Origin of the sequence: Burkholderia sp. SIMBA_051 (assembly GCF_046534915.1) — a bacterium.
Taxonomy (GTDB): domain Bacteria; phylum Pseudomonadota; class Gammaproteobacteria; order Burkholderiales; family Burkholderiaceae; genus Burkholderia; species Burkholderia ambifaria.
Genome location: NZ_JAWRXS010000003.1, coordinates 495,456 through 521,264, shown reverse-complemented (window position 1 = coordinate 521,264; position 25,809 = coordinate 495,456). Strand labels below are relative to the sequence as shown.

General features: G+C 66.7%; 22 protein-coding genes. 2 read left to right on the top strand and 20 right to left on the bottom strand.

Going from position 1 to position 25,809, the window contains the following annotated elements:
• Window positions 1-90: 90 nt before the first annotated feature.
• From phaC to SB771_RS09870, 4 genes are all read right to left on the bottom strand, one after another.
• Window positions 91-1,965: a class I poly(R)-hydroxyalkanoic acid synthase gene (phaC, locus tag SB771_RS09885; RefSeq protein WP_105834135.1), complete on the bottom strand. Its 1,875-nt coding sequence runs from the start codon at window positions 1,963-1,965 to the stop codon at window positions 91-93.
• A 132-nt stretch (window positions 1,966-2,097) separates the two neighbouring features.
• Window positions 2,098-2,334: a hypothetical protein gene (locus SB771_RS09880; protein ID WP_208446712.1), complete on the bottom strand. Its 237-nt coding sequence runs from the start codon at window positions 2,332-2,334 to the stop codon at window positions 2,098-2,100.
• Window positions 2,331-3,170, bottom strand: coding sequence for a peptidoglycan editing factor PgeF (gene pgeF / locus SB771_RS09875; RefSeq protein WP_175660662.1), 840 nt, complete (start codon window positions 3,168-3,170; stop codon window positions 2,331-2,333). The genes SB771_RS09880 and pgeF overlap by 4 nt, the downstream gene beginning before the upstream one ends.
• A gap of 6 nt (window positions 3,171-3,176) precedes the next feature.
• Window positions 3,177-4,415: an RluA family pseudouridine synthase gene (locus SB771_RS09870; protein ID WP_175660661.1), complete on the bottom strand. Its 1,239-nt coding sequence runs from the start codon at window positions 4,413-4,415 to the stop codon at window positions 3,177-3,179.
• Between the two features lie 41 nt (window positions 4,416-4,456).
• Here SB771_RS09870 and SB771_RS09865 point away from each other — a divergent pair, with 41 nt between their 5' ends.
• A complete protein-coding gene (locus SB771_RS09865) occupies window positions 4,457-5,281 on the top strand; it encodes an outer membrane protein assembly factor BamD (protein WP_006755093.1) in 825 nt (274 codons plus the stop codon).
• Between the two features lie 77 nt (window positions 5,282-5,358).
• Here SB771_RS09865 and SB771_RS09860 read toward each other — a convergent pair whose 3' ends face one another.
• The 3 genes from SB771_RS09860 to SB771_RS09850 all read right to left on the bottom strand — a co-directional run bounded on the left by SB771_RS09860 (window position 5,359) and on the right by SB771_RS09850 (window position 8,703).
• Window positions 5,359-7,602 carry an ATP-dependent DNA helicase gene (locus tag SB771_RS09860; RefSeq protein WP_175660660.1) on the bottom strand — a complete coding sequence of 748 codons (2,244 nt, stop codon included), beginning with the start codon at window positions 7,600-7,602 and terminating at the stop codon, window positions 5,359-5,361.
• A 55-nt stretch (window positions 7,603-7,657) separates the two neighbouring features.
• Window positions 7,658-7,873 carry a YdcH family protein gene (locus SB771_RS09855; RefSeq protein ID WP_006755091.1) on the bottom strand — a complete coding sequence of 72 codons (216 nt, stop codon included), beginning with the start codon at window positions 7,871-7,873 and terminating at the stop codon, window positions 7,658-7,660.
• A gap of 77 nt (window positions 7,874-7,950) precedes the next feature.
• Window positions 7,951-8,703, bottom strand: a complete 753-nt coding sequence (locus tag SB771_RS09850) for a hypothetical protein (protein WP_011657013.1) — start codon at window positions 8,701-8,703, stop codon at window positions 7,951-7,953.
• Window positions 8,704-8,863: 160 nt separating this feature from the next.
• On the opposite strand from SB771_RS09850, the gene SB771_RS09845 reads away from it, so the two are divergent.
• A complete protein-coding gene (locus tag SB771_RS09845; protein ID WP_175660659.1) occupies window positions 8,864-11,188 on the top strand; it encodes a Tex family protein in 2,325 nt (774 codons plus the stop codon).
• Between the two features lie 110 nt (window positions 11,189-11,298).
• On the opposite strand, the gene SB771_RS09840 is transcribed toward SB771_RS09845, so the two are convergent.
• From SB771_RS09840 to hisS, 13 genes are all read right to left on the bottom strand, one after another.
• Window positions 11,299-13,212: a potassium transporter Kup gene (locus tag SB771_RS09840; RefSeq protein ID WP_165751507.1), complete on the bottom strand. Its 1,914-nt coding sequence runs from the start codon at window positions 13,210-13,212 to the stop codon at window positions 11,299-11,301.
• A 275-nt stretch (window positions 13,213-13,487) separates the two neighbouring features.
• On the bottom strand, window positions 13,488-14,084 hold the full coding sequence (locus tag SB771_RS09835) for a phosphoribosyltransferase (RefSeq protein ID WP_006755319.1): 597 nt from the start codon (window positions 14,082-14,084) through the stop codon (window positions 13,488-13,490).
• A gap of 8 nt (window positions 14,085-14,092) precedes the next feature.
• Entirely contained in the window at window positions 14,093-15,439 is a 1,347-nt protein-coding gene (locus SB771_RS09830) for an adenylosuccinate synthase (protein ID WP_006760651.1), read from the bottom strand.
• A 113-nt stretch (window positions 15,440-15,552) separates the two neighbouring features.
• Window positions 15,553-16,701 carry an ATP phosphoribosyltransferase regulatory subunit gene (locus SB771_RS09825; RefSeq protein WP_175660658.1) on the bottom strand — a complete coding sequence of 383 codons (1,149 nt, stop codon included), beginning with the start codon at window positions 16,699-16,701 and terminating at the stop codon, window positions 15,553-15,555.
• A gap of 112 nt (window positions 16,702-16,813) precedes the next feature.
• Window positions 16,814-17,005: a DUF2065 domain-containing protein gene (locus SB771_RS09820; protein ID WP_006755322.1), complete on the bottom strand. Its 192-nt coding sequence runs from the start codon at window positions 17,003-17,005 to the stop codon at window positions 16,814-16,816.
• A 36-nt stretch (window positions 17,006-17,041) separates the two neighbouring features.
• Window positions 17,042-17,941 carry a protease modulator HflC gene (gene hflC, locus SB771_RS09815; protein ID WP_175660657.1) on the bottom strand — a complete coding sequence of 300 codons (900 nt, stop codon included), beginning with the start codon at window positions 17,939-17,941 and terminating at the stop codon, window positions 17,042-17,044.
• A gap of 14 nt (window positions 17,942-17,955) precedes the next feature.
• The gene (gene hflK, locus SB771_RS09810) at window positions 17,956-19,317 is read right to left on the bottom strand and encodes an FtsH protease activity modulator HflK (RefSeq protein ID WP_175660656.1); all 1,362 of its coding nucleotides are present in this window, start codon (window positions 19,315-19,317) and stop codon (window positions 17,956-17,958) included.
• Window positions 19,318-19,364: 47 nt separating this feature from the next.
• On the bottom strand, window positions 19,365-20,540 hold the full coding sequence (gene hflX / locus SB771_RS09805) for a GTPase HflX (RefSeq protein WP_175656188.1): 1,176 nt from the start codon (window positions 20,538-20,540) through the stop codon (window positions 19,365-19,367).
• Window positions 20,541-20,612: 72 nt separating this feature from the next.
• Entirely contained in the window at window positions 20,613-20,855 is a 243-nt protein-coding gene (hfq, locus tag SB771_RS09800) for an RNA chaperone Hfq (protein ID WP_006754897.1), read from the bottom strand.
• Window positions 20,856-21,009: 154 nt separating this feature from the next.
• The gene (gene der, locus SB771_RS09795; protein WP_126227979.1) at window positions 21,010-22,347 is read right to left on the bottom strand and encodes a ribosome biogenesis GTPase Der; all 1,338 of its coding nucleotides are present in this window, start codon (window positions 22,345-22,347) and stop codon (window positions 21,010-21,012) included.
• Window positions 22,348-22,594: 247 nt separating this feature from the next.
• Window positions 22,595-23,740 (bottom strand): outer membrane protein assembly factor BamB, encoded by a 1,146-nt coding sequence (bamB, locus tag SB771_RS09790; protein WP_011657019.1) that lies wholly within the window; start codon window positions 23,738-23,740, stop codon window positions 22,595-22,597.
• A 40-nt stretch (window positions 23,741-23,780) separates the two neighbouring features.
• Window positions 23,781-24,410: a tetratricopeptide repeat protein gene (locus SB771_RS09785; RefSeq protein ID WP_012363993.1), complete on the bottom strand. Its 630-nt coding sequence runs from the start codon at window positions 24,408-24,410 to the stop codon at window positions 23,781-23,783.
• 56 nt (window positions 24,411-24,466) lie between these two features.
• Window positions 24,467-25,807 (bottom strand): histidine--tRNA ligase, encoded by a 1,341-nt coding sequence (gene hisS / locus SB771_RS09780; protein WP_006754903.1) that lies wholly within the window; start codon window positions 25,805-25,807, stop codon window positions 24,467-24,469.
• Window positions 25,808-25,809: the final 2 nt, after the last annotated feature.

The window sequence follows — 25,809 nt, the reverse complement described above, 5'->3', positions numbered from 1 at the left end:
TCCAGGCCCGCACGACACGGCGCATCGTTACCGGCCCTGTTAAAAAAAACTGCGGTGCACCGGACAGCGTGCGCTGCCGTCCGGCTTTCGTCAATCGCGCTGCAACACGTAACGGCCCGGCGCCGGCTCGATCACCGGGAACTGCGCGGAACCGGGCTGGGCAGGCGGCGCCACCTTGCGGCCGCCGTACTGATCGAGCCACTCGACCCAGGTCGTCCACCAGCTGCCCGGCTGCTCGGTCGCGCCGGCCAGCCAGTCGTCCGCGGATTCGGGCAGGTCGCCTTCGTTGACCCAGAAGCTGCGCTTCTTCTTCGCCGGCGGATTGATCACGCCCGCGATGTGACCCGACGCGCCCAGCACGAACTTCAGCGGCCCCGTCAGGATCGACGTCGACGCGTAGGCGGTTTCCCACGGCACGATGTGATCCTCGCGCGACCCGTAGATGAAGGTCGGCACGTCGATGCGCGACAGGTCGACGGATTCGCCGCACACGGTCAGCGCGCCCGGCACGCGGAGCTTGTTCTCGAGATAGGTATTGCGCAGGTACCACGCGTACATCGGACCGGGCAGGCTCGTCGAGTCGCTGTTCCAGTACAGCAGGTCGAACGGCGCGGGCGTGCGGCCCTTCAGGTAGTTGTCGACGACGTAGTTCCACACGAGGTCGTTCGGCCGCAGGAACGAGAACGTGTTCGCGAACTCGACGCCGCGCATCAGCCCCGGCGCCGTGCCGTTCTTGCCGCCGATGGTCTGCTCGCGCATCTGCACGTGCGCCTCGTCGACGAACACGTCGAGGATGCCGGTGTCGGTGAAGTCGAGCATCGCGGTCAGCAGCGTCATCGACGCGGCCGGATGTTCGCCGCGCGCGGCGAGCACCGCCAGCGCGGTCGCGAGCATCGTGCCGCCGACGCAGAAGCCGAGCGTGTTGATCTGCTCGCGGCCGCTGACCTGCTGCACCGCGTCGATCGCGGCGAGCAGCCCTTCGTTCATGTAGTCGTCCCACGTCTTGTGCGCGACCGATGCATCGGCATTGCGCCACGACACGAGGAACACCTGATGGCCGCTCGACAGCGCATGCGCGACGAGCGAATTCTCGGGCTGCAGGTCGAGGATGTAGAACTTGTTGATGCACGGCGGCACGATCAGCAGCGGCCGCTCGAACACCTTGTCCGTCTTCGGCGAGTACTGGATCAGCTGGATCAGGTCGTTCTCGTACACGACCGCGCCTTCGGTGCACCCGAGGTTCTTGCCGACGACGAATTGCGATTCGTCGGTCTGCGAAATCTTGCCGCGCTGCATGTCGCCGAGCAGGTTCATCATCCCCTGCCGCAGGCTTTCGCCCTGCGTCTCGAGGATCGACTTCTGGGCATCGGGATTGAGCGCGAGGAAGTTGCTCGGCGCGGCGGCGGCCGTCCATTGCTGGACGGAGAAACGAATGCGTTCGCGCGTCTTCGGATCGGTCTCGAGCGCGTCGGCCAGTTCCTGCAGGTAGCGCGCGTTGAGCAGATACCACGCCGCCGCGAACGCATGCGCGGGCGAGGCCTTCCACGCATCCGAGCTGAAGCGGCGGTCCTTCAGTTCGGGCGACTCGAGCTTCGCGGCGGCCGCCTGCTGCATCAGCGTCACGCAGTCGCGCGCATAGTCGGCCTGCAACTTCTGGAGCCGTTCGGGCGAGATCGCGGCTGCCGGCAGCTTCAGCCCCGCGAACGGAGACGCCATGCCGCCGAAGCTGCTCAGATCGGGCATCGACGGCATCTGGAACGGAAGCGATGTCGGGAACTGGAATGCGGCGAACGGGTTCGCGGTGGTCGCGGCCGTGGCGGCCCGTGCCGGATCGGCGAAACCACGCCAGGCATTCAGCCATGCTTCGAACATCTGCTGCATCGGCTGGACCGCCTGGCCGAATCCGGCGCTACCTGCGGAAGTGCCCGCCTGAGCGGACGTCGACGAATTTTTCGATGCTGTCATTACCTGCCTTACCGGTGATTCGTGAGCGTCAATCGTGAAATCCTGCTCGCGCGCGGCGTGCCGGCTGCGAGCCGGGCCGTCATGCTCTGGAGAGGCGTCTCCAGATTCTGCCGCAGTGCGGTATTTTTATCATTATCGTTTTCCCCATGTGAAGGCCTGGGTCAAACCACTGAACGTTTCTGCCCGGAGATAATCCACGCGCAACAGGCGGGACAAGGCTTCCGGCGAACCCTCAAATATTTTGGTTGACTTGACTTCGGGATTATTCATTCGGTTGTCCATGCAACGCCGCATTGCCGCGTCAATATCGAGATAAACCGATTTTGCAGCGCAATAAACCGCGCGCGCAAGCGCGCGATCCGTCGTCAATCGGCCAGCCAGATCGCCGCCGCCATGCGGCCGGTCACGCGGTCGCGCCGATATGAATAGAAGCGCGTGCGTTCGGTGACCGTGCAGGCGGACCCGCCGCTCACGTGCGCAACACCCGCACGCGCGAGGCGCAGGCGCGCGAGCGCATGGAGGTCGGCGAGGAACTTGCCGGGCGCGCCGTCGATCGCGACGAACGCTTGCCGCGTCTCATCATGCTCCGACTGCGCAGCCGTGTCGAGAAACGCGTCGCGCACGTCGGCGCCGACTTCGAACGCCTGCGGGCCGATCGCCGGCCCGAGGTACGCATGGACTTCATCCGCCGCGCCGCCGGCGAGCGCCGCGACGCGAGCCGCGGTCTGTTCGATGATGCCGGCCGCGAGCCCGCGCCAGCCCGCGTGCGCGGCACCGACCGCCCGGCCCTGCGCGTCGCACAGCAGCACCGGCAGGCAATCCGCGACCATCACGACGCAGACCGCGCCCGCGCGGTCCGTCACGCTCGCGTCGGCCTGCACGGGCGCCGCGGCATCCGGCGCGGCGTCGATCACCTCGTCCGCGCGCACGATCCGCGCGCCGTGAACCTGCTCGAGCCACGCCGCGCGCGCCTGGCCGGCCAGCGCGAGCAAGCGCGCGCGATTCGCGGCGACATGGGCCGGATCGTCACCGGTATGCAAGCCGAGATTCATCCCGCCCGGCAACGCGGCGCCGTCCCGCCAGCGCCCGTACGGACCTTCGCTCACGCCGCCGTCGCGCGTCGTGATCAGCGCGCGAACGCGCGGCGACACCTGCCAGTCGGGCTGCACGCAGTCCTGCCACGTCAACGGCGCCAGGTTCGTCATCGGCACTCACTCCTCCTCCTCGTCGTCCGGATCCGACTCGTCGTCGTAATCCTCGTCGTGATCCTCGTGATCCTGATATTCGCCGGCGAAATCGTCATCGTCGTAGACGCCTTCCTCATCGTCGAATTCCTCGCTGGCCTGGCCGAAACCGAGCGCCGCGATGAGCGCGTTCATGTCGTCCGGCAACGGGCAGCGCCACTGCATCGTCTTGCCCGTGAGCGGATGCACGAGGCCGAGCCGCCACGCATGCAGCGCCTGCCGCGCGAACCCGTCCGGCAGCGGCGCGACCGAGCGCTTGCCGCGCGCGCGCCCGTACACCGGATCGCCGAGCAGCGGATGCCCGACATGCGCGCAGTGCACGCGGATCTGGTGCGTGCGACCGGTTTCGAGGTCGCACTGGATCGCGGACACCGGCTGACGTTGCCACAGGCATGTGTCAACCGTACGGAAATGCGTGCGCGCGGGCTTGCCCGACGCCCCGGTGACGACGGCCATGCGCGTGCGCTCGCGCGGATCGCGGCCGATCGGCGCGTCGATCGTGCCGTCTTCGGGCATCGTGCCCCACACGAGCGCGAAATAGCGGCGCTTCACCGTGCGCGCCTGCAGCTGGCGCACGAGGTCGGTCTGCGCGGCAAGCGTGCGCGCGACGACCATCAGGCCGGACGTTTCCTTGTCGAGCCGGTGCACGATCCCGGCGCGCGGCAGGCCGGCCGCGGCGTCGCCGTAGCGATGCAGCAGCCCGTTGAGGATCGTGCCGCTCCAGTTGCCGGCGGCGGGATGGACGACGACGCCGGCCGGCTTGTTGATGACGAGGAGCGCGTCGTCCTCGTAGATCACGTCGAGCGGCACCGGCTCCGGCGTGAACGCCAGTTGCTCCGGCAGCAGGTCGGGCACGAGCTCGATCCTGGCGCCGAGCGGCACGGGCTGGCGGATCTTCGCCGGCGCGCCGTCGATCAGCACGCGCTGCGCCTCGATCCAGCTCTGCAGGCGGCTGCGGGAGAATTCGGGGAACAGCTGGGCAAGCGCCTTGTCGAGGCGCTCGCCCGCGAGCGACAGCGGCACTTCGACGACGCGCGGCGTCTCATCGGCCGCCGCGGACGGCACGACAGGCGGTTGCATCGCGCCTGCGGCCAGGCCGTCATCGGGAGAATCCCCCGATGCGGCGTCGGCGGGCCGATCGCTTGGGCTATAATCTTCGCGATTTGACTTGCCCCGCGGGGCATTCTGCGAACTTGAACGGGTCATTTAGACTGGGTCACCGAGACTTGAAGCTAGGACATGCGAGCATGATGAATTCGACCAAACGTACGGCCAAAACCGTCGCCGCCCGAGCTGCGGCGGTAGCGGCCGCGGCCCTCATCGCCGGCTGCCACGGCTTACCGCAGAAGCAGGACGAGACGGCTACCTGGTCGAACAACAAATTATACTCAGAGGCCCAGGATGCACTGTCCGGCGGCGACTGGGGCAAGTGCGCGAAATATTTCGAATCGCTGCAAGGCCGCGATCCGTTCGGCCATTTCGCGCAACAGGCGCAGATCAACGTCGCGTACTGCAACTGGAAGGACAACGAAGCGGCAGCCGCCGACCAGGCCGTCGACCGCTTCATCCAGCTGCACCCGGATCACCCGGATATCCCGTACGCGTACTACCTGAAGGGGATGATCCACTTCAACGACGATCTCGGCCTGTTCGGCCGCTTCTCCGGCCAGGACATGAGCGAGCGCGATCCGCAGGCACTGCGCGAATCGTACGACGCGTTCAAGGTCGTCGTCGACCGCTACCCGAAGAGCAAGTATGCGCCCGACGCCGCGGCGCGGATGCGCTACATCGTCAACGCGCTCGCGTCGCACGAAGTCCACGCGGCCGACTACTACTATCGGCGCGGCGCCTATGTCGCGGCAATCAACCGCGCGCAGCTCGCGATCAAGGACTACAAGGGCGCGCCGGCGATCGAGGACGCGCTGCACATCATGATCCTGTCGTACGGCAAGCTGAACCAGCCGCAACTCGCGGAAGACACGAAGCGCGTGCTCGCGGGCACCTTCCCGGACAGCCCGTACATCACCGGCCATTCGCGCCCCGGCACGAAGAAGTCGTGGTGGCAGTTCTGAGCGACGCTCACCGCACAAAAAACCCGGCCATCGAGCCGGGTTTTTTATTGGCGCCGCCCGTAGCGGGCGGCGGTGCGTCACGCGCGCTTTTGCGCGCGATGTTCGTCGAAGAAGTCCTGCACGACCGCGATCTCGCGCGTGCGCTTGAACGGCGGCAGGCTCTGCCAGATCCGGCGGCCGTACGGCTTGTCGACCAGCCGCGTGTCGCAGATCATCAGCACGCCGCGATCCGTCTCCGCGCGAATCAGGCGGCCCGCGCCCTGCTTCAGCGTGATCACGGCCTGCGGCAGCTGGTGAACCGCGAACGGGCTCAAGCCCTTCTTCGTTAGCGCATCGAGTCGCGCAGCGAGCACCGGATCGTCGGGCGGCGCGAACGGCAGCTTGTCGATCACGACGAGCGACAGCGCGTCGCCGCGCACGTCGACGCCTTCCCAGAAGCTCTGGCTGCCGACGAGGATCGCATTGCCGTACGAACGGAAGCGGTCGAGCAGCTCGGTGCGGCTGGCATCGCCCTGCACCAGCAGCGGCGTGTTCCAGCCGCGCGACTCGATCACGTCGCGCAGCTTCGACGCGATCCGGTCGACCGCACGCAGCGTCGTGCACAGCATGAAGACGCCGCCGCCCGATGCCTCGATCGCCGGCAGCGCCGCATCGAATACGGCATCGGTAAACGCCGGCGACGACGGCTGCGGCAGGTTGCGCGGCACGTACAGCAGGCCCTGCGTCTGATAGTCGAACGGGCTCGCGAGCGTCATCGAGCGCCGCGAGCTGAGGCCCATCTGGGCCGCGTAGTGCGTGAAGTCGCCGCGCACCGACAGCGTCGCCGACGTGAACACCCACGCGCGCGGCACGCCGGCGCGCTGCTTCGCGAAGATCGGCGCGACCGACAACGGCGTCTCGTGCAGCTGGACGGTATGCGCAAACACTTCGACCCAGCGCACCTTCTCGTTCGGGTCGTCGGCACCCGCCTTGTCGCCGGCTGCCGCGGCATCGGCCTGCGCGGCCGCCTGCGCCGCGCCGGGCGCGACCCAGCCCGCGAGCAGGTCCTGCAGTTCGCGCGCGCGCCGCAGGCACGCACCGAGGGATTCCGCCCGCTCGGCCTGGCTCGCGAGCGCCGATGCGAGCGCATCGAGCGCCGCTTCGAGCGCGTCGAGCGCGCCGAACATCGGGTGATCGTCGCCCAGTTGCGCGAGCGACATGCGCACGATCTGGTCATTTGCGAACGCAAGGCGCAGGTCGCGCGCCGCGCGTTCGAGATCGCCGCCGAGCTTCACCCACTCGACCGCATCGCGCGCATGGCTCAGGCCTTCGGCGACCGTGTCGCGTGCGAGTTCGAGGATCTGCGTGGTCGATAGCGTCTCGCCGAAGAACAGCGTCGCCGTCTCCGGCAGCTGATGCGCTTCGTCGAAGATCACCGTGTTCGCGTTCGGCAGCAGCTCGGCCATCCCGGTGTCGCGCAGCATGATGTCCGCGAAGAACAGGTGATGGTTGACGACGACGACGTCGGCCTGCTGCGCTTCGCGCCGCGCCTGCATCACGAAGCACTCCTTGTAATGCGGGCACTCCTGGCCGAGGCAGTTGTCGCGCGTCGACGTGACCATCGACCACACCGGCGCCGTCTCCGGCACGCTCGCGAGCTCGGCCTTGTCGCCGCTTTTCGTGATCTTCGCGAACCGGACGATTTCCTGCAGGTAGGCGGTGTCCTGTCGCGACGGCAGGCGGCCGTTGTCGGCCGTGCGCTGCAGATAGTAATGGCACAGGTAGTTCGAGCGGCCCTTGAGCATCGCGACCGTCACCGGCACCGCGAGCGCGTTGCGCACGGTCGGGATGTCGCGCTGGAACAGCTGGTCCTGCAGGTGCTTCGTGCCGGTCGACACGATCACCTTGCCGCCCCACAGCATCGCGGGCACCAGGTATGCATAGGTCTTGCCGGTACCGGTGCCGGCCTCGACGATCAGCGTGTTGTCGCCGGCGTCGCTGTCGGTGTCGGCCGCCGCTCCGTCAGCGGCGGATTCGGCCGCCTTGTCGCCTTCGCCGAGGCGGCGCGCGGGCCGCTTGCGGGTTTCGAAGATTTCCGGTTCGGGCAGCCGGCGCGCGGACGCCTCCATCGCGGACGCGACCGCGCGCGCCATCTCGATCTGCGACTGACGCGGATGATAGCCGTCGAGCGCGCGCGCAAGCAGTCCGCCTTCACCGAAGATCGTGTCGAGTTCGTCGACGCGCTTGCGGCTCAGCTCGAACGTGCCTTCGGGCGCACGAACGCGCCCGGCAGACGACGCGTCAGGCCGGGCATCGGGGTTGGCTTCAAGCGGTGAATTCAAGGCAAGCGTTCCTGTGTCCAGCGCCGAGGCGGCGCCGGCGCTTGCCAGGCCGCGCTCAGGCGCGCTTATCCGGTTCCAGCTGCGATTGCAGCAAAATGATTTTGTCCTTGGCTGCCAGCTTTTCCTTCTTCAGCCGGTGCAGCGTAATGTCGTCGATGTCGGAGTGTCCTTCCTTCAGCTCGATCTCTCGAGCGAGCTGCTGGTGCTGCTCCTGCAATGCTGCCAAACGGTTGTGCAATTCCTGCTGCTGTTCCGTGGGACGGTTTTGCATATGCGCCTCCTCATCGAAGCAGCGCGCCGACTGGCGTGCCGGCACGCATGAGACTGAGTCCGGATCAATCCGATACGTTACTGCCCCTGCTGTTGCTGCTGCTTGGCCTTTTGGGCCGCTTCCTGCTGACGCCGCTCGACATCAGCCTTGTGCTGCGCGGCTTCCTTCTGCTTCTGCTCGTAGCGCGTGGCGTTGTCCGCCCGCTCCTGCGCCTTTTGCGCAGCCTGCTGGTGCGCCTGGTCGAGCTTGCGCTGGAAGTCGGCCTGCTTCTGGTCGTAGGCCTGCTTGCTCGCGGCATGCTGCGGCGCTTCCGCGCCGCGCTGCGCCCGCTTCAGTGCATTCTGCTCCTGCTTGTCGCGGAACGCAGCCGCGTTGGCCGCGTCGTTCGCCGCGCGCTGCGGCGCTTCCGCCGCATTCTGCGCCTGCTTCAGCGCCTGCTGCTGGTCGCGCTGCTGCGCCCGCACCGCACGCTGCTCGTCGTCGAGCGCGAGCTGCTCCTGGCGGATGCTCGCCCGCTCCTCGCGCATCCGGTCGCGCGCATTGCCGAGACAGTGATTGACGAAGAACTTGCTGTAGCAATCGTGCTCCGCCACCGCATAACGATAATCGTTTTCCGCGGAGCGTTGATTGAGCACTTTTTGACGGGCGTCAAAATCCTGCGTGGCGGAGGCTGCGACGGGCACGGCGGCAGCGGCGTCAGGCGCGCTTGCGCCCGATGCCTGTGCGTACGCGACGGTGGACCCGGCGGACAAAGCCGCGGCAAGCGCTGCGCCGAGCGCGACGAGAGAAATGCGGGAAGTTGGCAACGTCGTAGGAAAGCTGCGGGACATGTGTCAAATTCTATCACCCCCGGCTGGACGCTCCGCCATTTATGGCAAAATGCCCCGCTTCACCCACCCGCGGCATCTGGTCCGGCGGGCCCGTCTCGCAGCCCGCCGCGCGCGGTCTGCCGGCCCGCGCCGCGATTTCAGCAGGCACATCATCCACGACATGACGGAAACCGTAGCACTCAAGATCGTACAGCGCATCGCCACCGAACTGTCCGTCCAGCCGCGCCAGGTCGCGGCGGCCGTGCAACTCCTCGACGAAGGCTCGACCGTTCCGTTCATTGCCCGGTACCGCAAGGAAGTGACGGGCAACCTGGACGACACGCAGCTGCGCCAGCTCGAGGAGCGCCTCCTGTATCTGCGCGAACTCGAGGATCGCCGCGCGACGATCCTGTCGAGCATCGACGAACAGGGCAAGCTGACCGACGAACTGCGCGCCGCGATCGACGCGGCCGACAGCAAGCAGGTGCTCGAAGACCTTTATCTGCCGTACAAGCCGAAGCGCCGCACGCGCGCGCAGATCGCCCGCGAAGCCGGCCTCGAGCCGCTCGCGCAGGCGCTGCTCGCGAATCCGCTGCTCGACCCGCAGGCCGAAGCCGCCGCGTACGTCGATGCCGACAAGGGTGTCGCCGACGTGAAGGCCGCGCTCGACGGCGCGCGCGACATCCTGTCCGAACAGTTCGGCGAAACGGCCGAGCTGCTCGGCAAGCTGCGCGACTACCTGCACAGCCAGGGCGTCGTGTCGTCGGCCGTGGTCGAGGGCAAGGAAAACGAGGAAGGCGAGAAGTTCCGCGACTACTACGACTACGCGGAGACGATCCGGACCGTGCCGTCGCACCGCGCGCTCGCGCTGTTCCGCGGCCGCAACGCCGGTGTGCTGACCGTCAAGCTGGGCCTCGGCGAAGAACTCGACGCGCAGGTTCCGCATCCCGGCGAAGCGATGATCGCGCGCCATTTCGGGATCGCGAACCAGAACCGTCCCGCCGACAAGTGGCTGTCCGACGTGTGCCGCTGGTGCTGGCGCGTGAAGGTGCAGCCGCACATCGAGAACGAACTGCTCACGCAGCTGCGTGAAACGGCGGAAGCCGAGGCAATTCGCGTGTTCGCGCGCAACTTGAAGGACCTGCTGCTGGCCGCGCCGGCCGGCCCGAAGGCCGTGATCGGTCTCGACCCCGGCCTGCGCACGGGCGTGAAGGTCGCCGTGGTCGACCGCACCGGCAAGCTGCTCGCGACCGACACGATCTACCCGCACGAGCCGCGCCGCGACTGGGACGGCTCGCTCGCGAAGCTCGCGCGCATCGCCGCGCAGACGCAGGCCGAGCTGATCAGCATCGGCAACGGCACCGCGTCCCGTGAAACCGACAAGCTCGCGAGCGAGCTGATCTCGAAGCACCCCGAGCTGCGGCTGCAGAAGATCGTCGTGTCGGAAGCCGGCGCGTCGGTCTACTCGGCGTCCGAGCTGGCCGCGAAGGAATTCCCGGAACTCGACGTGTCGCTGCGCGGCGCCGTGTCGATCGCGCGCCGCCTGCAGGACCCGCTCGCCGAACTCGTGAAGATCGAGCCGAAGGCGATCGGCGTCGGCCAGTACCAGCACGACGTGAACCAGCGTGAACTCGCCCGCTCGCTCGACGCGGTCGTCGAGGATTGCGTGAACGCGGTCGGCGTCGACGCGAATACCGCGTCGGTCGCGCTGCTGGCACGCGTATCGGGCCTGAATGCGACGCTCGCGCGCAACATCGTCGACTATCGCGACGCGAACGGGCCGTTCCCGTCGCGCGACCATCTGCGCAAGGTGCCGCGCCTCGGCGACAAGACCTTCGAACAGGCGGCCGGCTTCCTGCGCATCAACGGCGGCGAGAATCCGCTCGACCGCTCGTCGGTCCACCCGGAGGCCTACCCGGTCGTCGAACGGATCCTCGCGAAGATCAACAAGCGCATCGACGACGTGCTCGGCAGCCGCGACGCGCTGTCCGGACTGTCGCCGACGGAATTTGTTGACGAACGTTTCGGCCTGCCGACCGTGCGCGACATTCTGTCCGAGCTTGAAAAACCGGGTCGCGACCCGCGGCCCGAATTCAAGACCGCCACGTTCCGCGACGGCGTCGAGAAGGTGTCCGATCTGATGCCCGGCATGCTCCTCGAAGGGGTCGTGACGAACGTCGCGGCCTTCGGTGCGTTTGTGGATATCGGCGTGCACCAGGACGGCCTCGTCCACGTGTCCGCGATGTCGACGAAGTTCATCAAGGATCCGCACGAAGTCGTGAAGGCCGGCCAGGTCGTCAAGGTCAAGGTGCTCGACGTCGACGTGAAGCGCCAGCGCATTGCGCTGACGATGCGCCTCGATGACGAAGCGGCCGCGCCCGGCATGGCGCCGCGCAGCAGTCAGGAGCGCGGCAATGCCGGCCGCGGCGCGGCCCGCTCGCAGCGTTCGCGCGAGCCGGAACCGGCCGGTGCGATGGCCGCCGCGTTCGCGAAGCTGAAGCGCTGAACGCGCGAAGGTTTTCGACGCACGAAAAAAAGCCCGCCGACAGGCGGGCTTTTTCATGGCGTCGGCAAGCGCACTGCCGGAGTGGGCCGCATCCGCGGCCCGCGCGTCGGTCAGATCTCGATCTTGGTGCCGAGCTCGACGACGCGGTTCGCCGGGATCGAGAAGAAGTCGGTCGGCTTCGCCGCGTTCTGATGCATCCACGCGAACACGCGCTCGCGCCAGATCGACATGCCGGGCAGATGCGTCGGCACGACCGTTTCGCGCGCGAGGAAGAATGACGTGTCCATCAGCTCGAACGTCATGTCGTGCGAGCGGCCGAATTCCTCGAGCACGGCCTTCACATCCGGCGTCTCGTTGAAGCCGTACTGGGCCTTGACGATGTACAGGCCGCCGCCCGCATCGCGCGAACTCAGGCGCGTGTCGTCGCGCACGTACGGAATGTCGCGCGTGACGAACGTCAGGAAGATGGTCCGCTCGTGTAGCACCTTGTTGTGCTTCAGGTTGTGCAGCAGGCTCACGGGCACGAGCTTGTCGTTGCCGGTCAGGTAGATCGCGGTGCCCGACACGCGGTGCGGCGGATGCGCGAGCAGCCCGTGCAGGAACGGCTCGAGCGGGATACCGTCCGCGGCCGTGCGCTCCTTGACGATGTGGCGGCCCTTGAACCAGGTCATCAGCAGGAAGAACAGCAGCGCGCCGATGCCGAGCGGCAGCCAGCCGCCCTGCGCGACCTTCAGCAGGTTCGCGCCGAAGAAGCCGAGGTCGATCGCGAGGAACACCGCGATGATCGCGCCGACGAGCAGCCGGTTCCAGTTCCACACCTTCACCATCACGACGCACGCCAGCACGGTGGTGATGACCATCGTCGCGGTCACCGCGATACCGTACGCCGCCGCCAGGTTGTCGGAGCTCTTGAAGCCGATCACGATGCAGAGGATCACGAACAGCAGCAGCCAGTTCACGACCGGCACGTAGATCTGGCCGATCGCCAGCTCGGACGTATGCAGCACCTTCATGCGCGGCACGTAGCCGAGCTGGATCGCCTGCGACGTCAGCGAATACGCGCCCGAAATCACGGCCTGCGACGCGATCACGGTCGCGACCGTCGACAGCACGACGAGCGGCAGCAATGCCCACTCGGGCGCCAGCAGGAAGAACGGGTTTTCGATCGCTTTCGGGTTCTGGATCAGCAGCGCGCCCTGGCCGAAGTAGTTCAGCACGAGCGACGGCATCACGAGCCCGTACGCGGCGAGGCGGATCGGCTTCGCGCCAAAGTGGCCCATGTCCGCGTAGAGCGCTTCCGCACCGGTCAGCACCAGCACGACCGAACCCAGCACGACGTAGGCCTGCAGCAGGTGGTCGGCCATGAACGATGCCGCGTAGTACGGATTGATCGCCGCGATGATGCCCGGCACGCGCGCGATGTGGTACACGCCGAGTGCCGCGATCACGATGAACCACACGACCATGATCGGGCCGAACAGCTTGCCGACCAGCGCGGTGCCGTGGCGCTGGATCCAGAACAGCGCGATCAGGATCACGATCGTGATCGGCAGCACGAGGTGGGACAGGTGCGGTGTCGCGATTTCGAGACCTTCGACCGCCGACATCACGGAGATCGCCGGCGTGATCACCGCGTCCCCGTAGAACATGCACGCGCCGAATATCCCGAGCGCCATCAGCGCGCCCGCGACGCGGGTTTTCGAGTCGAGCGGCCGCAGCGACAGGGCCATCAGCGCGAGCACGCCGCCCTCGCCGTTGTTGTCGGCCCGCATCACGAACAGCAGATATTTGATGCCGACCACGAGGATGATCGCCCAGAACAGCAGCGAGATCACCCCCAGGATCGAGCTTTCGGTCAGCGGGATGCCGTGTGCGGGGCTGAACGCCTCCTTCAGCGCGTACAGCGGGCTCGTGCCGATGTCGCCGAACACGACGCCGATGGCCGCTATCGCAAGCGCCCGCATCGAGTGTTGGTGCGTCGAATGCGCATGGGCTGCGTCGGTCGCCTGGATCGTGTCGTTCATATGAAGCGTAATAATCGGGTCCGGTTCGGACAAAACGAGCGCTATTCTACTCGCGCCCCCCTGAAACACCGCCCTGCCGTGTTGCCCTGACACCACGTGATCCACGCCGCGCATGCAATCCTGCGCAAGCTGTGGCAGGGCTGCCATCATAGCCGGGCCCGCGCCGTCTGCCTACCGCGAACGGCCGATCGCCGCGGCCGCCCGCCTTCCGCCCCAATGAAAAACGGCGCCGCAAGCGGCGCCGTACAAGGCTTTCGTTCGATCGGCCGGGGCGCTTACGCGCCCGAACCGTCGCGCTGCGCGCGACCACGCTTGATCCACGCCTCGAGGTTGTGCGGACGAACGGTGTCCCACTCTTCGAACGGCTGATGAATCCACGGGTTCGTGGGCAGATACTGCGTGTGATAGTCGGGCTTCACCTTCGAGCAACCCTTGTACCAGAGCACGGCCGAACGCACGGCCGTGACGGCCGGATAGCGCTCCTTGAGATGCTCCTGCACGCGCGCGAGCGTGACGCCCGAATCGACGAGATCGTCGACCAGCAGCACGTTGCCCGCGAGCTGGCCGCGCGTCATCGTGATGTACTGCGCGATGTCGAGCTCACCCTGCTCGGTGCCGGCCGCTTCGCGGTACGAACTCGTCGCGAGGATCGCGAGCGGGACGTCATAGATGCGCGAGAGCTGATCGCCGACACGCAGACCGCCGCGCGCGAGGCACAGGATCTGGTCGAACTTCCAGCCCGATGCATGCACCTGGAGCGCGAGCAGCTCGATCAGACGATGGTATTCGTCCCAGCCTACCCACAGGTTCTTGTCATCGTTGCGCGGATCGGTCATCAAGTCTGCCGCCGTCATCGTGATTTGCTGCGTCATGCTGAAAATTACACCTTGAACGGATGGCGGAGCAGGATCGTTTCGTCGCGATCCGGGCCGGTCGAAACCATGTCGACCGGCACGCCGGCCACTTCCTGGACACGGGTCAGGTAGGCCTGCGCATTCGCCGGCAGCGCGTCCCACGTCTTGATGCCGACGGTGCTTTCCTTCCAGCCGGCGAAGGTTTCGTACACGGGCTCGCAACGCGCGACATCGGCCGCACCGCGCGGCAGGATGTCCACGTCCTTGCCGTCGATCTTGTAGCCGACGCACAGCTTGACTTCATCGAGGCCGTCGAGCACGTCGAGCTTCGTCATGCAGAGGCCCGACACGCCGTTGATCTGGATCGAGCGGCGCAGTGCGGCTGCATCGAGCCAGCCGGTGCGGCGCGGACGGCCGGTGACCGAGCCGAATTCCTTGCCGACGTTCGCCAGCGTGACGCCGACCTGATCCTGACGCTGCGGGTTGTCCGCATCGTACAGCTCGCTCGGGAACGGGCCCGCGCCGACGCGCGTGCAATACGCCTTCGTGATGCCGAGGATGTAGTTCAGCTGCTGCGGACCGACGCCGGCGCCGGCCGATGCCGCACCCGCGACGCAGTTGCTCGACGTGACGAACGGATAAGTACCGTGGTCGATGTCGAGCAGCGTGCCTTGCGCGCCTTCGAACAGCAGGTTCTGACCGGCGTTGTTCGCGTCGTACAGGCGGCGCGACACGTCGGCCACCATCGGCTTCAGGCGATCGGCATAGCCGAGCATCGTGTCGAGCGTGGCCTGGAAATCGACGGCTGCGCCGCCCAGGTACTGGGTCAGCACGAAGTTGTGGAAATCGAGGTTTTCGCGCAGGCGGTCGGCGAAGGTCTTTGCGTCGAACAGGTCCTGCACGCGCAGCGCGCGGCGGCCGACCTTGTCTTCGTACGCGGGGCCGATGCCGCGGCCGGTCGTACCGATCTTGCCCGCGCCCTTGCGCGCTTCGCGCGCCTGGTCGATCGCGATGTGGTACGGCAGGATCAGCGTCGTGGCTTCGGAAATGAACAGGCGATCGCGAACGTTCACGCCGGCTTCTTCCAGCTCGCCGATTTCCTTGAACAGTGCCTCGGGGGACAGGACGACGCCGTTGCCGATGTAGCAGGCGACGCCTTCACGCATGATGCCCGACGGAATGAGGCGCAAGATGGTTTTCTTGCCGCCGATGATGAGGGTGTGGCCGGCGTTGTGACCGCCCTGGAAACGCACGACGCCCTGAGCGTGGTCCGTCAGCCAGTCGACGATCTTGCCCTTGCCTTCATCACCCCATTGCGTTCCCACGACGACGACATTGCGCCCGGGAGTCACGTTCACTGCGCTGGCAGACATGTTGATTCGTTAGCTGGTTAAAAACGTATTCTACCTAGGTTCGCGGGCGATTCCGAATTTTTCCGTTTCGCTTCAACGATATGCACGCCGAACGACGGCCCGCGAACACCTCTTTAACGGGGTTCGACCACCCATGCGCCGTCGCGCTCGACAAGCGAACGGTCGCACGCGAATTCGTCGAGTACGTGGTCGTGCCCCGGCAATGCCTGGATCACGACCTCGCCCGCATCGCGCAGCGCCGCGACGGCCGCGCCGAGCGCATCGTCCTGCGCCCACGGCGCGAGAATCGCGGTGCCGCGCGCCTCGATCGGCGAAATCCGCGCGAGCTCGCGCAGGTCGAGCGAGAAGCCCGTCGCCGGGCGGGCGCGACCGTAAGCCTGCCCCACGTGGTCATAACGGCCGCCGCGCGCGATCGCGTTCGGCACGCCGTCGATGTACGCCGTAAACATCGCGCCGCTGTGGTACGCGTAGCCGCGCAGGTCGGCCAGATCGATCGCCACCTCGACGCCCTTCGCCTGGGCCGCGAGCTGCGCGAGATCGTCGAGCGCGCGCGTGATTTCGGGCAGCACCGGCAGCCGTGCGCGCGCCTCGTCGAGCACGCTCGCGTCGCCGTACAGATGCGGCAACGCACGCAGCGCCGCGCGCGTGTCGGCGCCGAGATCGTCGGTGAGTTCGTTCAGCAGCGGCACGTCCTTGCCCGACAGCGCGTCGTACAGCGACTCGCCGCGCTCGGCAGCCTGCGCGTCGCGCGCGAGCAGCGCCGCGAGCACGCCCGCATGGCACAGGTCCAGACGGATTCGCGACAGCCCCGCGAGGTGCAGCGCGTCGAGCATCAGTTGCTGGATCTCGAGATCGGCTTCCAGCCCGGCATGCCCGTAGATTTCGGCGCCGATCTGGATCTGCTCGCGCGTCGCGTGCAGGCCGCGCGGACGCGTATGCATCACATGCCCCGCATAGCAAAGGCGCGTGACGCCCTGACGGTTCAGCAGGTGCGCGTCGATGCGCGCGACCTGCGGCGTGATGTCCGCGCGCAGGCCGAGCGTGCGGCCCGACAGCTGATCGACCAGCTTGAAGGTGCGCAGGCGCAGGTCGGCGCCGCCGCTCGTCAGCAGCGACTCGAGGTATTCGAGCAGCGGCGGCATCACCATTTCGTAGCCGTACGAACGGAAGCGGTCGAGCAGCCTGCGGCGCAGCTCCTCGATCTTGCGCGCTTCCGACGGCAGTACGTCGGCGATATTCTCGGGAAGTAACCAGGTCGACATCGGTACGGTCCTACGACGGGAAACAGGGCGCGACGCGCGCGCCACGAGATGAATCGGAAATCGGAATCGTGTGGAACGGACGGCGGATTGGCCGTCTCGTTCAGGTCTCCGTTCAGGTGGCGAGCAGCAGCAGGATGAGCCCCAGCGCCATCACGATGAGCCCGCCGATCCGGATATGATGCGGCGGCCGCTCCGCTATTCTACGAAACGTGTCGCGCCAGGCGACGGGAAACACGAAGGGAAACGCCCCCTCGATGATCAGCATCAGTGCTACCGCGAGCAACAACGAACCAGCCAGATCCATGCGAACGACGGCGCCGCTCGACGCGGCGCCCCAAGGTCAGTGTTTGCGGGGAGCAGGTGCCGCCGGTGCGGCACCGCCCGTCGGGCTGCGCATGAAACGGAAAAACTCGCTGTCGGGATCGACCACGATGATGTCGTTGCGCTTGAAGGTATTCCGGTAAGCCTGCAGGCTCGCGTAGAACTGGTAGAACTGCGGATCCTGGCCGAACGCGTCGGCGGCGATCGACGCGGCCTTCGCATCGCCCTCGCCCTTGATCGTCTGCGCGGACTTGTACGCATTCGCGAGCACCGCCTGCTGTTCGCGCTCCGCATCGGCCTTGATCTGTTCGACATCCGCAGCGCCATCCGCGCGCACCTGTGCGGCCTGCGCGCGCAGCGCGGCAATCATCCGCTGATAGACGGCGTCGGCCTGCGCGGCCGGCAAGTCGACGCGCGTCAACTGGACATCGACCACGTCCACGCCGAAGCTGGATGCCTGCGCGCGCACCGCATCGCGAGCCGCATTGGCGATGTCGCGCTGTCCGCCGAGCGCGTCGTCGAGCGCGCGCTTGCCGAATGCGTCACCGAGCGCGCCCTTCAGCGCGCCGGCCAGACGCTCGGCGGCGGTGGCCGAGTCGCCGCTCGTCGCCGTGAAATACTTCATCGGATCGCTGATCCGGTACTTGACCGCATACGTGACGAGCAGATCGTGCTTGTCTTCGGTCGCGAGTTGCAGCGGATCCGGCGATTCGAGCGATTGCAGGCGCGTGTCGATCAGCGTCGCCGTCTGCAGCGGCGGCGGCAGCTTGAAATGGATGCCGGGGCCCGCGAGTTCGGGCTGCGTGCCGTCGCGGCCCGACAGCACGGCCGTGTGGCGCGGATCGACGGTCAGCACGGTCGACGATGCCGCGAAGGCAACGATCACGATTGCGACGACGAGCGCAATGATTCGGTTCATGTTCTGCGCTCCCGTTACTTCGTATCGTCTTCGCGCGAGCGGCTGCGGAACGCTTCGCGCGACCGCAGCACGTCGCTGCCCGGTGCGGGCGCCGCCGCGGCCGAAGCCGAAGCCGCGCTCGCGGGCACGCTCGCCGCCGCGCCGGCCGGCGCAGACGCTGCGTCGGGCGCGGATGCGCCGGCGGGCGTCGCGGCATTCGTGGCGCTCGCGGCGTTTTGCCGCCCCTGCTCGACGAGCCTGTCGAGCGGCAGGTACACGACGTTGCTGCCCTTGTTGCCGACGAATACCTTCGTCGCGTTCGAATAGATTTCCTGCATCGTCTCGAGGTACATCCGCTCGCGAATCACCGCGGGCGCCTTCGAATACTGCGCATAAACCTGCTTGAAGCGGTCGGCGTCGCCTTCGGCCTCGGTGACCACGCGATCGGCATACGCCTTCGCTTCGTCGACGAGTTTCGCGGCATTGCCCTGCGCCTTCGGCAGCAGGTCGTTCGCATAGGCCTGCGCGGTACGCTTGGCGGCCTCGCGCTCGTCGCGCGCCTTCGCGACTTCGGCGTACGCGGCTTGCGTCTGCTCCGGCGCCGCGACGCTCTGCATCGTGACGGCCGTGACCTCGAGCCCCGACTGGTAGCGATCGAGATCGCGCTGGATCGCGGCGGACAGCTGCTCGCGCAGCGCGTCGCGGTCCTGGTTCAGCATGTCGGCCGCGCTGCGCGTGCCGACGATCGCGCGCACCGCGGCCTGGGCGGCCTCCGACACGCCGCGCTCGGGGTCGACGCTGCGGAACAGGTAATCGGTTGCCGAACGGATCCGGTACTGGACGACGAAGCGCACGTCGACGATGTCGGCGTCGCGCGTCAGCATCGCCGCTTCCTTCACGTTCGCGAGCCGCACGACGTTGTTGCGGCCGATCTCGATCGAACGGACCTGCGACGTGTCGACGATCTCGTGCGACGCGAACGGATACGGCGCGCGCCAGTGCACGCCCTGGCCGACCGTGCCGGACAATTTGCCGAACTGCAGCACGACGCCCGTCTGGCCGTCCTGCACGACGAACAGCCCGCTGCCCGCGTAGACCGCGAGCAGCACGCCGATCACGATGCCGACGCCGACGCGCGCGGCCCGGCCGTTGTCAGGCCGGAAGCCGTTGCCGCCCTTGCCGCCGAACAGGCCGCTCAGACGCCGGTTGAAGTTGCGCCACATCTCGTCGAGATCGGGCGGACCGTCACCGTCGCCACCGGGCGGACGCTTCGATTCGTTCGCACGCGGACGGGATGCGTCGTTGCCCTTGCCTTCGCCGCGTCCCCAGCGGGGATCGTTGATCGACAGCAAGGCGCGCATCCGCCGCCAGGTACTCCGCTCGTTGTATTCGTTCACCAGAGTTTGTTCACCAGATGGGACGTCAGCGAACCGGCCGGGGCCGGTTAGCGCCCGTGTTCGGAAATCGTGTGGTCTTCGTGTGGTTCTGCGGGAGCGCCGTCGAGCGCGCCGTTGGGTAACGTCGCGCCGGTAAGGTGTTCCGCGGAGGCGATTTCGGCGATGGCGGCACGCAACGTGTCGAGACCCTGACCGGTGCGCGCGCTCAAAAAGACGCGCGAAATATTACCATACTCGTCTCGCTCGACCGCGTCGCCGCGGGCCGCCAGCTCGGGCACGGCGTCGATCTTGTTGAACACCAGCACCTGCCGGATCGTGTCCGCGCCGATTTCGTGCAGCACGCCGTTCACCTGCTCGATCTGTTCGAGCCGCACCGCGCTCGACGCATCGACCACGTGCAGCAGCAAATCCGCATGGATCGTTTCCTCGAGGGTCGCGCGAAACGCGGCAACCAGCTGGTGAGGCAGTTCGCGGATGAACCCGACCGTATCGGACACGACGATCTGCCCGACCTCGTCGCCCAGATACACGCGCCGCGACGTCGTGTCGAGCGTGGCGAACAGCTGGTCGGCCGCATAGGCCTGCGCCTTCGTCAGCGCGTTGAACAGCGTCGACTTGCCCGCGTTCGTATAGCCGACGAGCGACACCGACATCGTGCCGCTGCGCGCGCGCTGGCGACGCTGCGTGCTGTGTTGCCGGCGCAGCCGGTCGAGCCGCGACTTCAGCATCTTGATGCGCTCGCCGATCAGCCGGCGGTCGGTTTCGAGCTGGGTTTCGCCGGGGCCGCGCAGGCCGATACCACCCTTTTGCCGCTCCAGGTGGGTCCATGCGCGAATCAGCCGGGTCGACAGGTATTGCAGCTGCGCAAGCTCGACCTGCAGCTTGCCTTCGTGGCTGCGGGCGCGCTGCGCGAAGATATCGAGGATGAGGCTCGTGCGATCGACCACCCGCCTGTTCAGCGCCTGCTCCAGGTTGCGTTGCTGGGCCGGTGCCAGTGCGTGGTTGAAGATGACGATTTCGACGTTGTGTGCGTCGCAGGCGAGCCGGAGTTCTTCGGCTTTGCCGCTGCCGATGAACATCTTGGCATCGGGACTGGCGCGACGACCGGTGAGGGTGACGGCGGGACGTGCCCCCGCACTGGAGGCGAGAAGACTGAGTTCTTCTAGACTGGCTTCGAAATCGGTCTTGCCGAAGTCGATGCCGACGAGCGCTGCGTTGATCAAATTATCGGGTGTCAAGATAAGGCGGCTGGCATCGGTCGCTCGCGGCGACCGGATGCCGGCCGCTGCGATAGGTTAGGACGTGGTCGCTTCCGCGTCCGGGTGGAAATTCACCGGGCGCGCCGGCACGACCGTCGAGATGGCGTGCTTGTAGACCATCTGGGTCACCGTATTACGGAGCAACACGACGTACTGGTCGAACGATTCGATGTTCCCTTGGAGCTTGATGCCGTTGACGAGATAGATCGAAACGGGAACGTGCTCTTTGCGCAGTGCGTTCAAAAACGGGTCTTGTAACAATTGCCCTTTGTTGCTCATGGCGTACTCCATCTTTTTTTGCAGGTTGATCTGAATTTGGCGCCGAAGAAAAAGAGATCCGGCGCCAATCGCTACACTATAGCTGATTTTGCCTGCCCCGCCCGGCAGCAGGCCATGCGGCCTGGCCCTTGCGGGACGTGCGTGGCAGGCATGTTCAGCCCTTGTCCGCGTACGGATTGTTCGACGAACGGAACTCTATGCGCAATGGAGTCCCGGTCAGGGAGAAAGTTTCGCGGAATCGGTTTTCGAGGTAGCGCTTGTACGTTTCGGTCACCGCGTCGAGCGCGTTGCCGTGGATCACGATCAGCGGCGGATTCTGTCCGCCCTGGTGCGCGTAGCGCAGCTTCGGACGCACCGGGCCGCGACGGCGCGGCTGCTGGAACTCGACGGCCTCGATCAGCGCGCGCGTGAGCTTCGGCGTCGGCAGTTTCGCCATGGCCGCCGCGTACGCGTCGTCGACCGAGCGCATCAGCGCGCCGATGCCCGTCTTCTTCGCAGCCGAAATGTAGTGCGATTTCGCGAAGTCGAGGAATTTCAGCTTGCGGGTCAAATCCGCTTTCGCGCGATCGCGCGCGTGGTCGTCGAGACCGTCCCACTTGTTGACGCCGATCACGAGCGCGCGGCCCTGTTCGACGACGAAGCCGGCGATGTGCGCGTCCTGGTCGGAAATGTCCTGCTGCGCATCCAGCAGAAGAATGACGACGTTCGCGTCGGAGATCGATTGCAGCGTCTTCACGACCGAGAATTTCTCGATCGCCTCGAACACCTTGCCGCGGCGCCGCAGGCCCGCCGTGTCGATCAGCGTGTATTTCTTGCCGTTACGCTCGAAGTCGACGTAGATCGAATCGCGCGTCGTGCCCGGCATGTCGAACGCGATCACGCGGTCCTCGCCGATCAGCGCGTTCACGAGCGTCGACTTGCCGACGTTCGGGCGGCCCACGATCGCGATCTTGATGCCGCGCGACGGATCGTCGTCGTCCGCTTCCTCGGGCTGGCCCGCGTACGCGACTTCCAGCGCCTCGTTGATCATGTCGGTCACGCCGTCGCCGTGCGCGGCCGAGATCGCGCGCGGATCGCCGAGGCCGAGCTCGTAGAAGTCCGTCGCGACCGCCGTGTACTTCATCCCCTCGGCCTTGTTGACGACCAGGAAGATCGGCCGGCCGGTCTTGCGCAGGTAGTCGGCGATCGACTTGTCCTGCGGCGCGAGCCCGTTACGGCCGTCGACGATGAACACGACGACGTCGGCTTCCTCGACGGCCTGCCGCGTCTGGCGCGCCATCTGGTGCAGGATGCCGTCCTTCGCGACGGGTTCGAAGCCGCCGGTATCGACGACCAGGTACGGCCGTTCGCCGACCCGCCCTTCGCCATAATGGCGATCGCGCGTGAGGCCCGGCAAATCGGCGACCAGCGCATCGCGCGAGCGCGTGAGCCGGTTGAACAGCGTGGATTTCCCCACATTGGGGCGCCCAACAAGGGCAATGACCGGTTTCATCTGTGTTTTCTACGGTGATGCGCAGCAGCGGGAGGCCCGCTGCTGCGGGCGGCTGCGCTGAATGAAAATATCACGAATTCGCGCCGCGCCGGATGCGCGCGCCGGGCGCGCGTTGCACGCCGTGGTCTTTCGTTTCGAACTGCCTTTCAAATACCGAGCGGCCGGGAACACCGGCCGCCTTCGTGTCGCGCGACCGCGGCGCGCGGGACGAGCCCGCCGCGCCGCGATCGCGCCTGTTGCGTGCGCCTCAGCGCGGACGGAACCCGTACAGGCCGCCGTCCTTCGTCTGCACGACGAGCGTATTGCCCGCCAGGACCGGCGCCGCGGTAATCGCGCTGCCGTCCGTCTTCATCCGCGCGATGAAGCTGCCGTCCTCGCGCGACAGGAAGTGCACGAAGCCCTTGTAGTCGCCCATCACGACCGCATGGCCAAGCAGGTAAGGCACGCCGACGTCGCGGCTCTTCAGCTTGTCGTTGCGCCAGAGCTGGTTGCCGCTCGCCGAGTCGTAGGCCGTCACGACCGACCAGTCGTCGCCGCCGGCGACGACCGAATCGTCCTGCGCAAGGCCGCTGCGGCTCGAGAACGCCTTTTCCCACAGCGGACGGCCAGAGTTCGCGTCGAAGCAGCCGATCTGCCCCTGGAACGTGACCGCACATGCTTCGGCACCCACGAGCGTCGGCGGACCGCTGACGTCGTTGATGCGCTCCACTTCGGTCACACCCTTCGGAAACGACACCGGCGTCTGCCAGAACGGCTCACCCGTCTGCAGGTTGATCGCAACCAGACCGCCGCCGGGGAAGCCCGCCAGCACGGCAGCGTCGCCCGCGAACGTCATGCCGGCCGACACGCGCAGGTTCAGCGGCACCGCGCGGTTGCGGTAGTTCCACTTCTGCTCGCCCGTCTGCGCGTTGAACGCGATCACCTGGCCGTCGATCGTGCGCACGATCACGAGGCCGTTGCCGACCAGCGGCGGCGAGAAGATCTCGCCCTGCACGCTCGTCTTCCACAGCAGCTTGCCGTCGGGACCGAGGACGAACACGCCGCCCTTGAGCGCGCCGACCGCGGTCAGGTTGCCGTCGCTGCCGACACCGGCCGACAGGTCCGAACCGACCTTCGAGCGCCACAGCGTCTGGCCCGTCTTCGCGTCGATCTTCTCGACCGAACCGTTCTCGCCCGCGGCATAGACGGCGTCGCCCACGGCTACCGGCGTGAACAGGTAGCGCCCGCCCTTGCCGACGCTCGCCTTCCAGACCTGTTGCACGTCCATGACGGGCTTGAACTCGGTGAGCGGCGTCGGCACGCGGCGCGCGTCCTTCGACGACGAGCAGGCCGCCAATGCCAGGACAGCCGCCGCGCAGGCTACGGGCACAGCGTAACGTTTCAGCAAATTCATCGGTTAGCGAAGCAGAGTTAAGAGGTTGAGGGGGCCGGAATCAGCCGCCGAGCGCGTCGAGCTTGAACTGCACGAGCTGGCGCGCGGACTGGTCGTCCTGCGGCAGGCCGTCGAGCGCGAGCTTGTACGCAGCGCGCGCGTCGTCGGTCTTGCCTTGCGCGGCCAGCAGATCGCCGCGGCGATCCGCCACGACGCCCTTGAATGCATCGACCGGCGTGCCGGACAGCAGCGCGAGGCCCGCATCGTACGCCTTCTCGTCGAGCAGCAGCGACGCGAGACGCAGCTTCGCGATCTGCTTGTACTCGTCATCCCTGGCGTGATCGACAGCCCACTGCAACTGGGCCTTCGCGCCGGCGGCGTCGCCTGCCGCATAGAGCGTCTTCGCGGCCGACAGGGCCGTCATCTGCGCATACGGCGTGCGGGCGAACTTGTCTTCCATGTCGGCGGCCGCGCGGGCCATCGTCGCCTTGTCGTTCGCGGCGGCGGCCTTCTGGACCTGCTCGTACAACCCGGAAGCCTCGGCGGCCTGACGGCGCTGCCAGTAATTCCAGCCGTTGAAACCGGCCGCGACGACCAGCGCCGCGAGCACGATCCACGTGGTGAGGTTGCCCCAGCGGGCCCACCACGCCTTGACACTTTCAATCGATTCTTGTTCGTCGTGATAACTCATCGGCGAGCGATTCCTTCCTGTTCAGGCTTTTTCTTGTCGAGCGAATGCGAGCGCGATCAGTCGTCGCCGTCTTCGGCGGATGCAACCATCGCATTGATTAGGAATTCGGTCAAGCTTTCGACCGGTACGGTCTGCTGAACGTTCTTTTCCCCTTCCTCGCCCGCACCGCGCAGCGCTTTCACGCCCACCGTGCCGTTCGCGACCTCTTCTTCGCCGAAGATCACCGCGAACGCGGCACCGCTTGCATCGGCCCGCTTCATCTGCGACTTGAAGCTTGCCGGCGCGCCGTCGGCGCTGCAGTGGAAAATCACGTCGAGGCCCGTGTCGCGCAGACGCTCGGCCGCGATGAACGCCTGTTCGCGCGCCGTCTCGCCCTGGTGCACCACGTACACGTCGACACCTTCCTGCTCGGGCGCGAGATCCTCTTCCTTCAGCAGTTCGAGAATGCGCTCGATGCCCATCGCCCAGCCGCATGCGGCGGTCGGCTTGCCGCCGAGCTGCTCGATCAGCGGATCGTAGCGGCCGCCGGCCGCGACGGTGCCCTGCGCGCCGAGCTTGTCGGTCACCCACTCGAACACGGTCAGGTTGTAGTAGTCGAGGCCGCGCACGAGACGCGGGTTGATCTTGAACGGAATGTTGTTCGCGAGCAGCAGGCGCTGCAGCCCTTCGAAGTGTGCGCGCGATTCGTCGCCGAGGAAGTCGATCAGCTTCGGCGCGTTCTGCGCGATTTCCTGCAGCGCGGGATTCTTCGTGTCGAGCACGCGCAGCGGGTTCGTATACAGGCGGCGCTTCGCGTCCTCGTCCAGCACGTCGGCGAACTGCTCGAGGTACTTGATCAGTTCGACACGGTGCGCGGCCCGCTCTTCCGCGAGGCCGAGCGAGTTGATCTCGAGCTTGATGCCGGTCAGCCCGAGGTCGTCCCACAGGCGCTGGCACATCATGATGATCTCGGCGTCTGCATCCGGGCCCGCGAAGCCGAGCGCCTCGACGCCGACCTGGTGGAACTGGCGGTAGCGGCCGCGCTGCGGACGCTCGTGACGGAACATCGGGCCGATGTACCACAGGCGCTTCGGGCCGTCGTACAGCATGTTGTGCTCGATCGACGCGCGCACGACGGCCGCGGTGTTCTCCGGGCGCATCGTCAGGTTCTCGCCGTTCAGCGCGTCGGTGAAGCTGTACATTTCCTTCTCGACGATGTCCGTGACTTCGCCGATGCCGCGCGTGAAGAGCTGCGTGTGTTCGACGATCGGCGTACGGATGTTCTGGTAGCCGTACGCGCGCAGCAACGATTTCACGGTGGCTTCGAAGAACTCCCACAGGCCGGCATCCTGCGGAAGGATGTCGTTCATGCCTTTGACGCCGGTGAGCTTCTCGATCTTGCGTTTCTGTTCAGTCATCG